Below are 13,054 nucleotides of genomic sequence, written 5' to 3'. Positions count from 1 at the left end.
ACTCGATGCTAGACAGCGACGCGTGGTCTCACCGCGTCGTCAAGATGTGATCGCCAGCCGCTTGCCGCTCATCTGCCACGCAGAGTGACTTGGGGTACGCAGACCTTACATAGAAGTCAATGTTGGCAGCTCAGCTTCTGCAGTATTGCCGCCGCAACGAGCGGAAGGTTCGCCGCCTCTGGTTGCCCTGCCGATCCGCGATGCGACTTTTGGCTATCGCACCGCACCGTCTTGCTTCAGCTGGGCAGTGCCGACGGCATCTATGCCCATCTCGCCGAGCAGATCATCGGTGTGCTGCCCGAGTGCGGGCGCGGCGAACGGCGCGGGCCCAGGCGTTCGGCTGAAGCGGATGCTCCGGCTCAGCCCGCGGTAACGCCCGACGACCGGATGCGACATCTGGGCAATCATGTCCTCCGCGATGACCTGCGGATGCTCGAACATTTCCTCGATCCGGCGGGCTGCGGCGCAGGGGACGTCATCGCCGAGGGCGGCCTCCCACTCGATGGCGGTCCTGTGGCTCAGCGCGCCATGCAGGCGCGGGATGAGTTCGCCAGCATGCGCCGCGCGCTTCTTCACACTGTCGTAGCGCGGGTCCGTGGCGAGGTCGGCCAGGCCAGTGTTCTCGCACAGCGCGCTCCAGAACCTCGCCGTGTTGGCCGAGATGTAGAGGTAGCCCTCGCGGGTGGGATGGATGCCCGTTACCCCGCCCGAGCGCATGTCGCGTCCAACGTCCATGCCCTCTCCCTCGGCCCAGACGAGACGTGCAGACTGCATAGCCAGCGCGCTGCGCAGCAGCGAGATGGACACCTGCTGCCCCAGGCCGCTTCGCTCGCGTTCGTACAAGGCGGACGACACGCCCCCGGCCAGCAAAGCCGCTGCGTAGTAATCCACCACCGAGCCGTACAGGATTTCCGGCGGGCCACCGGGCTTTCCCTGCAATGCACACATGCCTGTCATTGTCTGCAAGACCTGGTCGTAGCCGGCCTTTTCCTTCATGGGGCCGGTTTCGCCATAGCCCGTCACAGCACAGTAGATCAGCCGAGGGTTGAGGGACTGAAGAGCCTCGAAGTCGATGCCCAAACGCTTGGGCACGCTGGGGCGGAAGTTGTGGACGAGGACGTCGGCGTCACCGACAAGACGCAAAAGCAAGGCCAGGCCGTTGGGCTTTTTGAGGTCCAGCACGATGCCCCGCTTGCTGCGATTGACGCCCAGAAAGGCGCGGCTTTCGTCTCTCAGCGTTGACGGGTAGTTGCGCAAGTTGTCTCCGTCGGGTGGCTCGATCTTCAAGATCTCAGCTCCTTGGTCGGCCAGGAGCGCGCAGCCGTACGGGCCGGCTATATAGGCGCTGAGGTCCAACACGCGCACGCCGGCGAGAGGTCCAGCAGCAGTTCCAGTAGGTTTGCCGTTCATGTTGCGTCCGGAGCCAGCGAAAGCCAGGTCAGTCGCCAGGCTCCGTCGCGGCGACCGCCGGCTCGGTAATAGGGTTGGAATCTCAGGTCGGGGCGGTAACCCAGCACCATGGCGATGCTCGGGGCCCCGTCCTCCTCTGAAGCCGACTCGAGGCGCTCCTCGAGCGCTTGCGGGAGGCGCACGGTTTCCTCGGTCTTGAAGCCGTCGATGAGTTCGGTCGCGTAGACCAGCGGCCCGCGCGTCACGGCCAGGTAGGCGTGGTGCAGCACCTGCTGCGAGACGGGGCTGCCGTCCGGGGCGCGCGACTCCTGGATGTTCTCGTTGACGCGCCGGTGCAGCCGCGGTGCCATGGGGAAGTCAAGCGTCACCAGGTGTTCACCCCGCCAGGAGTGAGCAGCGATCTCTGCGTACCGGCCCGGCGCTGGCGCCTGCTGTGCGTGGCCGTCGAGGCTGATCGTGGCGCCGTCCGCCCAGCTCGGGATGCGCAGCCGCAGCGTGAACCGTGCGCCGGCCTCGGGCGCGCGGATGCGCAGCTGCACACGGCCGCTGGCCGGGTAGTCTGTGTGCTGACTGAAGTGCAGCGGCCCCAGGGTCATGCTGCCCGGGCCATAGAGGTTCACCGTGACGATATCGCCGCCATTGTTGACCGTGTACGCAACGTCCTGCAGTTCCTCCAGGGCCATGGCGCCGCTGGACTTGCAGCAGCGCCAGTAGGTGGTGTGAACGCGCCGGCCATTGGGGAAGGAGTAGTAGCACCAGTCCTCGCCGTTGGGGGCCATGGCGCCCAGCAGGTCGTTGTACGCGGTGCGCTCGATCTCCTCGGCGTGCACCGCATCTCCGGTGATGCGCAGCATCTCCCGGTTCAGCTGCAGCCAGGCCAGCGTCGAGCAGGTCTCCACATAGCCTTGCGGGCTGAAGGTGCCGGGGGCGTTGAAGACCTCGCGGGAGCGGTGGGCGACGCCGCCCCAGGGGCCGCCGCCCAGCGTGAGGTGCTTGTCGCGGATGCTGTGCCAGAGGCGCTCGATGACTTCGCGGCACGCTGCGTCGCCGGTGGCGCGGTGCAGCTTGGCCAGGCCCACGAGGTTCCAGAGGAGTTGATAGGCCTTGCCGGTGGCGATGTCCGCCGCATCCACGCCGGCCTGGGCCCGCTTCAACAGCGCGAGCGCGGGGTTGGCATCGGCCTGCGCCAGGATGCGCTGGGCCAGGTCCAGGTAGCGCCCGTCGCCGGTGGCGAAGTGCAGTTCCATGGCCGGGTCCATCAGCACGGTAGCCGACATGCCGTGGTGGTTGCCCAACTCGTTGATGTCGATGCCGCCTTCGGCCAGCGTGTGAAGGCAGAGGTCGCCGATGCGGCGGGCCGCGGCCAGCCAGCGTTCGTTGGGGAAGAGGCGATGGGCTTCGAGCAGCCCCAGCACGAGGTAGCTGTGGGTCCAGATGTCCCAGGTCCGCAGGCTGGGCTCTCCGTTCCAGCTCAATGGCTTGAGTGGCTGCGGCACCATGAAGCGGCGCGGCGCGGCATAGGTGCCCAGGTAGCCGTCGGGCATCTGCACCGCCACCAGGTAGTCCGCCACGCGTTGCACCTGTGCCAGCAGCACCTCGTCGCCGCTGCGGGCGGCCGCCTTTGCCGCGGCGTACAGCCACTTGCCTGCGTGTTCCCCGTACCAGTCGCCCTCGAGGTTGTGCTCGCGCCGCGCTGGCGAGAACACCGCGATGGCTGGGCTGTGCTCGTCCTGTATGAACTGAAACAGGCGGCCGCGCCGGTTGGCTTCCATGGCCTTGCCGAGCAACCCCCCGAGCATCGTCTGGCAACGGGTCATGGCTGCGCCACCGCGTCGACCACGCAGCGAAAGCCGATGGCGCCCGAGCGGTCCTTGCTCGGGGCCATCAGGAGGTACTTCCCGTGCTGGTCGAGCCGGTAGGCCTGAGGGAAGTACCAGTGCGAGGTCTGGGCCAGGTAACTGCTACCGCCGCGCACGATGGCAGCCCGGGTGTGCTCGTCCTCGAACTCGTCCGTCCACTGCCAGACGTTGCCGATCAGGTCTTGCACGCCGAAGGGGCTGGCGCCTCGGGGATGGGCGTCCACGTCGTCGGGCGCGTGCAGCGTGCGGCCCCGCTGCGGCGCCGGGACGGCATCGGCATCCCAGTTGGAGCCCCAGGGGTACGCCCGGCCATCCGTGCCCTGGGCGGCGTACTGCCATTCCCATTCGCGCGGCAGCCGCTTGCCGGCCCAGGCGGCGTAGGCACGGGCGTCCTCCAGGCCGACCCAGGTCACGGGCTTGTTCTCCCAGCCCGGCCGCGGCGCGCCGTCGACCCAGTCGCGCAGGAAGTTGTGGGCGTCGGCCGGTGCATACCGGGAGGCGTCCATGAATCGCTTGAACGCCGCGTTGGTGACGGGATGGCGGTCGATGTGGAAGGCCGACAGCGTCAGCCGGTGCCGATGGGCGCGGCGCGGGCAGCTTTCCCACGGGTACTGCACGTCGACGCCGGCCCAGGTCTGGCCCTCGATCTCGATGCCTCCAACGACGAACTCGAACTCGCCGCCCGGGATGCTCACCATGCCCTCGGGGGGCGCGGCCTGAGCTACGGTGGGCGTCAAGTCCCGCAGCCGTTGTGGCAGCGCGGCCCAGCGCCCGGACAGGGACTGCAGCGGCACGCGCGAAAGCTCGGCAGCACGGGCCAGGTAGGCCGGATCGACAACGACGCCGTCATCCGTGGCGAGCACCGCGCCATAGCCCTGGGGCTCCAGGGCGAGTTCGATCAGCGCTTGGCCGTCGAGGATGCGCGGCTGCAGCTCACGCCCGTTCCAGAGGTCGAAGTAGCGGCGCCCGGCCTCGTGAGGCAGCGCCATCTGTTCCCCCACGATCTCGTACTCCATGCGGTTGACCAAGGTCCAGAGCGTGCGGCCGGTGCCGGGGAAGCTGCTGGCGAAGACACCGGCTTGCAGCGTCGGCGCGTAGGGCCGCCAGTCCATGCTGACGAGCAGCGGCGCGAAGGCGCGTTGCAGTGCTGCGATGCGGCGCAGCGTCTCAGCGTCCCGGGGCGTGAACTGGTTCCAGATGCCCCAGATGTTCTCCCAGGCGTTGTAGCCCACCCCGTTGAAGTGGATGTACTGCAGATCGTTCGTGCGATTGCGGCCCCAGCGATTCTCAACGTTGATCATGTGCCGCGGCTCCAGCCACTTCCACTTGGCGACGGAGGGTATGACGTCCGACGGCACCTTCTTGCCCCAGCTCTGCACGTTCCAGATCAGCTGCTCTTCCGACGAGATCGTCGATTCGGGCTGCAACACGACCGGGCAGCCCACAGCATCACAGGCGTCAAAGAAGGCGCGGGGGACGCCGTTGTAGGTGTCGCCGTTGATGCCATCTGCGCCGACGGCGCGGATGAGGTCCGCGATGGCGTGCCAGTCGCGTTGGCCCTGGGGCCGCGTGCCGTTGTCCCAGGGCTTGGTTGGCAGGAAGACCCGCACGCCGCGGCGGTGGAAGGCGTCCACCGCCAGCTTCAGGCCGGCCAGGCCCCCGGGCATGTCGTGGGCGAGATCGGTCTGGTTGCGGTCATCCACGCCGATGTTGGGGTAGATGTACCAGATCAGCACGGAGTCGACGCCCCCGAAACGCGCCTCCAGGTCGTCGAGGTAGCGGTCCACCGTGTACTCGCCCTTGACGGGGTCGTAGAAGTAGCGGTCCTCCACCATCATCTGCACATGGACGAAATTGCGCTGCGCCCACTGCAGCTCGGGGCGTCGGTAGTTGGCGTCGTCGTAGCCGATGCGGATCAGGTGCTCGCGCCGCCAGTCGATCAGCTCCCGCACCCAGTCGTCGGCGCAGGCCTTGGTGTCGATCTTCCAGTGGCCGATCTCGGCGAAGGGCCAGCCCGGTGCCTTGCCCGGCACGGGCAGGTAGCGGCCCGTGGTGACGTGCGAGAAGCGGAACTCGGTGCGCAATTCGCCGCGGTCGTCATCGCCTGGCGGAAGGATGTGGTCGGTCATGCGGGAATGGTCGCGGATTGCTGGGCGAGCAGGGTGTCGACTTCACGGGCGTGTGGCACGCTGGCCTGGGCGCCGGACCGGGTGCAGGCCAGCGCGGCGGCCGCGCCGGCCCGACGCAGTGCGGCACGCAGGCTGTCGCCGCGACTCAGCGCAGCGACCAGCACGCCGCAGAAGGTGTCTCCCGCTGCGGTGGTGTCCATCGCGTGGACCGGGAACACGCCCATGCGGATGAGTTCGCCCTCGTGCCGCGCCAGGCAGCCCCGACTGCCCAGCGTGACGATGACCGTCGGCACTTCGACCGTGGCGAGCGCCGCTTCCACGCGCCTTCCCGTGCCGGCAATGGCCGCCAGCTCGCTTTCGTTGACGACCAGAATGTCGACGGCTTCGAGCAGTTCGGCGGGTAGCGGACGGGCCGGCGCGGCGTTGAGCACGACCGCAACACCGGCAGCGTGCGCACGGCGCGCGTAGGCGGTGACGGTGTCCAGCGGGATCTCCAGCTGCAGCAGCAGGTGGCTGACGCCCTTCAGCGACGGCAGGTGCTCGTCGCGCAGCGCGTTGTTGGCACCCGGCGCGACGGTGATCGCGTTTTCGGCGTTGTCCGAGACGGTGATGAAGGCGCAGCCCGTCGGTTCCGCGTCGTCACGCACCACGTGCAACTGGACCCCGGCGTCCTGCAGCGACGCTTCGAGCGGCGCCGCGTGGGCGTCTTGCCCCAACGCCAGCAACATGCGCACGGGCGCCTCGCCGGCGCGGGCCGCGGCCAATGCCTGATTGGCGCCCTTGCCGCCGGGGAAACAAGCGAAGTCGCGACCCAGCACCGTTTCGCCGGGTGCTGGCACATGGCTGGTACGGACGACGAAGTCGAGGTTGGCCGAGCCAGCCACCAGAACGCTTCGAGACATGGAGGCTCCGGATTAGAAGGTGACGGTCTGCGTCAGAGAGAACACGCGGCCCCGGCCGGAGAAGTAGTTCTTGAAGCCGGGCAGCTGAGACCAGCTCAGCACGTAGAACTTGTTGGTCAGGTTCTCGACGCCCAGCGTGGTCTTGCCGTAGCGGCCCCAGTCGTAGTTGGCACTCAGGTCGAACAGTGTGTGGCCGCGAGTTCGCTCCTCGCCAGACAGGCCGATGTTGAGATCGCGGCTGAGCAGCTTGGTGAAGCCCAGGTTCACGTCGCCGCCCTCGACGAGTTTCCACGAGACGCCGCCGCCAATTTTGTCGGGACTGGTGTCGTTGACTCCCATGCGCTTGGTGAGCGGCCCGCCGGAGACGAAGGTGGTCTTGCCGAGGATGCGTGAGTACAGCGCGTTGACCTTGACCTGGGGGGTCAACTGCACATCGCCGGTCATCTCGAAGCCGCTGATCTCCACCGGCGCGCGGTTCATGACGAAGTCGTTGCTTACCGGATCGACGGACAGCGACACGCCCAGGCTGGAGTACGACTGGTAGACCGATGCGCCGAAGCTGGCCTGCTTCCCGCGCCAGTTCACGCCCACCTCCTTGTTGCGCACGATGATGGGCTGCAGGTCCAGGATGCCGGCAACATTGGTGTTCTTGGAGTTCTTGTTGATGTTGCGCAGCGGGATGCCGACGTTGGGGAGCGTGAAGCCCTTGCCCAGCGATGCGAACACCGACAAGTTCGCTGGCAACCTCAGCACGGCGCCGATGTTTGGCAGCGTCGCACCGTAGTCGAGCTCACCACCGGTGACATTGATCCGGTCGCGGTAGTAGGTCGTGGTGTAGTTGTCCACGCGAAGCGTCCCGTCCTCGCGGCGCACGCCGCCCGACAGGGTCAGGGGGCCGGCGTCCCAGGACAGCTGGGCGTAGGGGGCGACGCTGCGATAGATCATCGGTGGCACCCAGAGCCGGTCGGTCAGGGCCAGGCGCTGCTGGGCGTTGTCCTCGGTCAGGTCCACGCCGCCGCGGACTTCGAGTCCCTTGATGCCGAAGGCGTCCGCGCGAGTCCAGGAACTGCGCAGGCCCTTCTTCTTGGCCAGGATCTCCGACTGGTCCCACAGGGTGCCTACCGGCGCGATCAGCGGGTCCTGGCGGTCGGCGCCATCCTCCGCGGGGTAGCGCATGGCCTGGCGGGCGATGTAGGCGTCGAGCTGCAGGGCGCCACCCCACAGGTCGGCGTTGCTGTATGACGCCGTGAACTGCTTGAAGTCGTTGAATTCAGCCTGGGAGCCGGGAACGCTGCCTCGTTCCGAGGTGTTGGTCATCCCTGTGTCGCGGTTGCCTTCAACCAGACGGTAGCCGTTGTTGCCCTCGACCTTGAACGCGCTCACTGAAAACTGCAGACGCTGGGACTTGTCGGTGCCGAAGTCAAAGCCCAGCTTGCCGAAGAAGTTGTTGGACTTGCTGTCCATCAGCGAGCCGCTGGTGTTGAGGCCCACGCGGTTGCCGTTGCCGTCGTAAGCGATGCCACGGTCGATGTGCGAGGCCGACATGACGAAGTCGTAGTCGTCGGTTTTGCGCAGCCAGTTCAGGCTAACTTTGTAGCCGGTGCTGTCGTCCTTGCCCTCGGTGGTGAAACGCGTGGTGAGCTGGAACTCATCGCCCTGCTTGGTCGGCACCCGGGAGATGTAGTTGATGATGCCGCCAGCCGCACCGATGCCCTCGGAGGCCGACGGACCGTTGATGACCTCGATGCGACCGACGAGGCCCATGTCGGTGAAGGTGGCGTTGCGAGTACCTTCACGCAGCGGTGAGCCTTGCGGCACACCGTCGAACAGCCGCAGCGCGATCCGCCCGCGCAGGGTCTCGCCAGTGTTGCTCATGGCCTGCGACGACTCGGAATAGCCAGGCACGACGCGCGACAGCACAGCCGTGGCGTCTTCGGTGACCGCCAATGTTTGCGCCAGCTCAGTCCTGCCGATGACGTTGATCGCGCCAGGAATTTTGTCGATGGCCTTGGCCGTTCTCGTGCCGGTGACGATGGTGCGCTCGAGTTGGTTGGTGTCGTCGACAGCCGCGGCAGCACTGGCGGCAGGACTGGGCGGCTTGACAGGCTCTTGGGCATAGGCTGACGAGATGGCTGCAGCCAACGTGAGCGTGGCGACGGGAACGTGCTTCATGGTTTTGTCTCAGCTGTGGTTTTAGATGTCACAGGCCAACCCCTCGCGGCCCATGGTGGAAGCCAGTCTCGGCCAGGCGAAAACAAACAGGAATGGCCTGGATCTATGTTCAGACGACAGCTTTTGTTGCTTCTGTGGGGGCGCCGCGAAGCTCGCTGGCGTTGAGGTGCGGCATCGGTCGAGTCGGGGCGCCAAAAGAACACCCGCGGCGGAGCTCGCCGCGGTGCCAGCGAATTGCTCAGCAGCGCGGCAGCCTCTCGCACATCGACAGGCCCGTGCCTGGCGCCCACGTGCGCAGGGTTCAGCCAGGAGCCAGCCGGCTCCGGGTGGGCTGGCTGAGCAGCAGTGATGGCGCTGGCAGTTTGAAAGCCAGATGCTGGTCAGGCATTGGAGCTGGCCATGGCTGCCCGGCTCTCCTGCAAAAAGGCTTGGACAAGCCGGATGCGTATCGTTGAACGGGACCAGATGACGCCGATCCGGCGTGGCTCGCAAGGCATCGGTAGCGGGAGGCGCACGAGGTTGAGCCCCTCCGGCCATGGCCGGGCCCAGTCTGGCACGAGTGACACGCCGAGGCCGCGGTCGACCATGACGGCGATGGCGTTCAGGGCATTGAGTTCAAAACGCTCGCGGGGCGTGATGCCCGCCGTGCGGAGGTACTGGTCCGCCTGGCGTCCGCCCCACTGGCTTCGGTCGTAGCGGATGAGGGGCTCCGTGGCGAGCAGCTCGTGCGGATCTCTATCGGCCATCCGAGCAGGCGCCAGCACGACCAGCGGCTCCTCCCGCAGCAGCTCCCAATCACAGGTCTTTGGCAACGCGAAGGGAGCCTGCAGCACGACGGCGGCGTCGAGATCGCCGTTGTCGACCGCGCGATGAAGCTCCGGCGAGTACCCGGGCTTGATGAACACCTGGATGCCGGGGAAACGGCCCACCATGCGTGCCAGGATGTCCGGCAGCATGCCCGTCAGTGCATTGGTGCCAGCGCCGAGCCTCAACTCGCCGGCGCTCGGGTCGTCCTTGGCCACGGTGCGAAGGTCTGCGACGTCTCGCAGCAGTGCACGAGCCCGAGGCAGCGCACGCGCACCGGCCTCCGTGATGTTCACGGTGCGGCCCACGCGGGCAATGAGCGGCGTTCCGATGCCACGCTCCAGCGTGTGGATCTGCTGGGCGACCGCCGCGGGCGTGATGTTCAGCAGGCGGGCCGCCGCCGCCATGGAGCCTTGGTCAACAACGGCAACGAAGGTGCGGAGGAACTCCGTGTCCATGTGGTGTCAGTCGTCTTTGTAGATGGTGAGGCCCTTCAAGGACTGGCGGGGCGGAGGGAACAGCAGGCTGGCCAGGTAGCCGATGACGATGCACAGCAGGATGGAGATGGCCAGGTAGAAGTAGGGATGCACCAGCTTCATCCACCAGGCCACGGTGGTCAGCAGTATGGCCGAGGCCACTCCGATGGCCACCCCGGGCGAATTGGCACGGCGGGTGAACATGCCCAGCGTGTAAGCGCCGGCGAAGCCGCCGCCGAGCAGGCCGGCGAGCTCGATGGACACGTCAAAGAGCGAGTGGATGTCGTAGCGCGACAGCAGCAGCGCAAAGCCGACACCGATCAGGCCTGCCGCGACTGTCATCAGTTCAGCGAACAGCACGCTCTTCTTGGGATCCGGGTTCTTGACCAGCTTCTCATAGAAGTCCACCGAGGCCAGCGTCGCGACGCTGTTGATGATGCTGGACAGGGTCGCCATCGCAGCCGCGAAGATGCCGGCGATGATGAGGCCCGTGACCCCCATGGGAAGCTCGGCGGCGATGAACATCGGGAAGGTCGCGTCGATGCTCAGCAGCGGGTTCATGCGCTCAGGGTTGGCCTTGTAATAGACGTACAGAGCCGTGCCGATGCTGTAGAACACGAACCCCCCGGGAATCATGATGGCCGCGAACGCCCAGATGGACCGGCCGGCGTCGCGGTCGTCCTTGGTGGACAGCGTGCGCTGCATCAGCACCTGGTCCTTGGGGAAGGTCAGCACGACGTCGAAGACCACCAGGAAGATGAAGCCCCAGACCGTGGCCTTGGTCAAGTCGAAGCTGAAGTCGAACATCTTGGTCTTCTGCGCGGCGGCCGCCTCGCGCGCAATCTCGGCCAACCCGCCGTCAAGGTGCCAGACGACGAAGCCGATGGCGAACAGCGCACCCCCCATCTTCACGATCAGTTGCACGACGTCGGTCCAGACCACGGCCTTCATGCCGCCCAGCGCCGTGTACGCGATGGTGAAGCCGCCCATCATCAGGATGCTCCACACCATGTCAATGCCGGTGATGGTTGCGATCGCCAGCGACGGCAGGAACAGGATCACGCTCATGCGGCTGCCCAGTTGCACCAAGATGCACAGCGCGCTGGAGAGCATGCGGATCGCCGGGTGGAATCGAGTTTCGAGGTAGGAGAAAACGCTCATCAGGTCGAGCCGGCGCAGCAACGGCACGATCCAGACAGCGACGAACATCAAGCCCACCACGGCAATCAGGTTGTTGGTCAGGTACTGCCAGTTGGTTTCAAACGCCTTGGCCGGAATGGCGATGTAGCTGATGGAGCTGGTGTTGGCCGCGTACAGGCTGACGCCTGCAGCCCAGAAGGGAATCGATCTGCCGCCGACGAAGAAGTCAGACGTGGAATTGCGCTTCTCCCGCAAGTAGAAATACAGCCCCATGCCGAGCATCGCGACCAGGTAGACCACGATCACCAGCCAGTCCAGCCAGCGCAGCATCAGCTTGCCGGCCTCGACCTCCGCGCTAGCCAACCGTTGCTCGCCGCGCTCGTCTGGCCCCTGCAGCCAGGCGATCCCTGTCTTCCAGGTGGCAGGCTGTCGGGCGTCGCCAGCCAGGTCGCTTCGCAGCGCGGCCCAGGAGCCCGTGATGGTGTGGAAGCTGATCAGCTGCTTGGCCTGCCCGGGTTCACCCGCCAGATAAAGCACGTGGGCCTGCCCGATGGGGCGCCCAGATCCCGCGACCACCGGCGCGATGGGCGATGGCTGGCTGCTCCACCCAAGGTCAGCCGACCAGCGGAGTTGTCGATCTGGCAACGAGAGGAAGAGCGCCCGGGTCTGTCCTACAAGCGCCTGGGGCTCGCCGGCCTGCGGCCAGGCCTCCAGCGGCGTCCAGACGGGGGCAGGTGCGTCCGGGTTCAGCTTGTAGAAGCGCGGCTCGCCTTCTGCGTTCAGTCCGGCCACGAAGATCGCCTCGGCGAGATTGGCAGTCTGCGCCTTGTGCAGCTGCTCGGGCAGCGGCGGAAGGGCCTGAAAGGTCAAGCTGTCTGCCGCCACCTTGGCGCGCGCGAGCGTGACACCGTCTTGAGGCAGGCTGGCGCCAAGTAGCGCCACGTCGTCGGGCCGACGCTGCGCAGAGCCCCACACCGAGCCATCTGCTGACAACATCCAGACCTTGCTCCGGCCGATTGCGAGCAGCCTGCCATCCGCACTCAGGAGGGCTTCGATAGTTTCGTCAGCCTGCAGGGCCGGCAAGGCCTGAGTTCGGACGGTCACGACCTGTTCTGCGGCAGCCCGCGCCGAGATGGCGACCGACAGCATGGCGAGCACGGTCAGGAGACGTGCGAGAAAACTCATGGGCTACTCTGCTTTCCTTGAACTGAGAGCAGGAGCCGCCTGGCACGCTGCAGAAATGGGGGGTCGATCATCTGGCCGTCGACAAGGAACGCGGCGCGTCCCGAGGCTGCAGCCGCATCTGCTGCTGAAACGATGCGCCGTGCCTGCTCGATCTGAGCCGGGTCGGGCTGAAAGATCTCATTGGCCATTGCGATCTGGCTCGGATGGATGCAGCTCTTGCCGACAAAACCCAGCGCGTGCGCCATCGCGGCCTCGGCCCGGAAGCCGGTCACGTCCTTGACATTGGGGTAGGCGCCGTCGCAGCAGAAGATGCCGGTCTCAGCGGCCGCCAGGCTCAGCTGGAACATGGCTGCATGGACATTGGCAGCCGTGCGCCGGTCGATCCCTGCCGGCTCGAACAGGTCGCCCAGCCCCAGTTGCAGCCCGACCACCCGTGGATGTGCGCCGGCGATCTCCGCGGCCCGCCGCAGCGCGACGGGCGTCTCGATGTTCGCCAGCACGGTGGTATCTGCCGCGAGGTGCGCGGCGTCCATCGCTTGAATGGCGGCCCGCACGTCGCCCGCGCTCTGAGGTTTTGGAAGGTTCAGCATGTGCACCACCGAACCCGTGAGGGCATGAAGATCGGCCAGGAAATGAGGCGTCCCCGCGGCATTGACCCTGACGATGATTTGCTTGGTACAGCCCCTGAGCGCGGGGCTGCTGAGAAAGCGGCCGACCTCGTTGCGGGCCTCCTCCTTGCGGCTTTCCGGCACGGCGTCCTCGAGGTCGATCGAGATTGCATCGGCAGCGCTTGCCAGGGCCTTGGCGAACAGCTCGGGGCGTATAGCAGGGACAAACAGCTTGCTGCGCATGGCGAAACTCATCAGATGCGCTTCAGTATCTTTTCAGAAAAACTTTCTTGCTGTACTTTCAGAAGATAGTATTTCTATCTTTATGAAGGCTTGGCCCCGACTCGGCGCTGGCGTCTTTCGAAGTCA

8 protein-coding genes are annotated in these 13,054 nt (G+C 66.3%); all 8 read right to left on the bottom strand.

All coding sequences use genetic code 11. The features are described 5' to 3' along the window. Positions 1-213 precede the first annotated feature (213 nt). Positions 214-1,410 (bottom strand): CaiB/BaiF CoA transferase family protein, encoded by a 1,197-nt coding sequence (locus ACG02S_RS24045; RefSeq protein WP_394473036.1) that lies wholly within the window; start codon positions 1,408-1,410, stop codon positions 214-216. After that, positions 1,407-3,227, bottom strand: coding sequence for a glycoside hydrolase family 127 protein (locus ACG02S_RS24040; protein ID WP_394473035.1), 1,821 nt, complete (start codon positions 3,225-3,227; stop codon positions 1,407-1,409). Before ACG02S_RS24040 ends, ACG02S_RS24045 begins: the two co-directional genes overlap by 4 nt. Beyond that, positions 3,224-5,398, bottom strand: coding sequence for a formylglycine-generating enzyme family protein (locus tag ACG02S_RS24035; protein WP_394473034.1), 2,175 nt, complete (start codon positions 5,396-5,398; stop codon positions 3,224-3,226). The genes ACG02S_RS24040 and ACG02S_RS24035 overlap by 4 nt, the downstream gene beginning before the upstream one ends. Further along, positions 5,395-6,300 carry a ribokinase gene (locus ACG02S_RS24030; RefSeq protein WP_394473033.1) on the bottom strand — a complete coding sequence of 302 codons (906 nt, stop codon included), beginning with the start codon at positions 6,298-6,300 and terminating at the stop codon, positions 5,395-5,397. The genes ACG02S_RS24035 and ACG02S_RS24030 overlap by 4 nt, the downstream gene beginning before the upstream one ends. A gap of 12 nt (positions 6,301-6,312) precedes the next feature. Beyond that, a complete protein-coding gene (locus ACG02S_RS24025; RefSeq protein WP_394473032.1) occupies positions 6,313-8,472 on the bottom strand; it encodes a TonB-dependent receptor in 2,160 nt (719 codons plus the stop codon). Positions 8,473-8,852: 380 nt separating this feature from the next. Beyond that, positions 8,853-9,734: a LysR family transcriptional regulator gene (locus ACG02S_RS24020; protein WP_394473031.1), complete on the bottom strand. Its 882-nt coding sequence runs from the start codon at positions 9,732-9,734 to the stop codon at positions 8,853-8,855. 6 nt (positions 9,735-9,740) lie between these two features. Continuing rightward, entirely contained in the window at positions 9,741-12,077 is a 2,337-nt protein-coding gene (locus tag ACG02S_RS24015) for a sodium:solute symporter (RefSeq protein ID WP_394473030.1), read from the bottom strand. Then, entirely contained in the window at positions 12,074-12,940 is an 867-nt protein-coding gene (locus ACG02S_RS24010) for an HpcH/HpaI aldolase/citrate lyase family protein (protein WP_394473029.1), read from the bottom strand. The genes ACG02S_RS24015 and ACG02S_RS24010 overlap by 4 nt, the downstream gene beginning before the upstream one ends. Positions 12,941-13,054: the final 114 nt, after the last annotated feature.

This window comes from Pelomonas dachongensis (assembly GCF_043555865.1).
In the GTDB taxonomy this organism is placed as follows: Bacteria; Pseudomonadota; Gammaproteobacteria; order Burkholderiales; family Burkholderiaceae_C; genus Pelomonas; species Pelomonas dachongensis.
The sequence above is the reverse complement of the archived record's forward strand: the minus strand, read 5'-3'. Positions and strand labels throughout refer to the sequence as shown.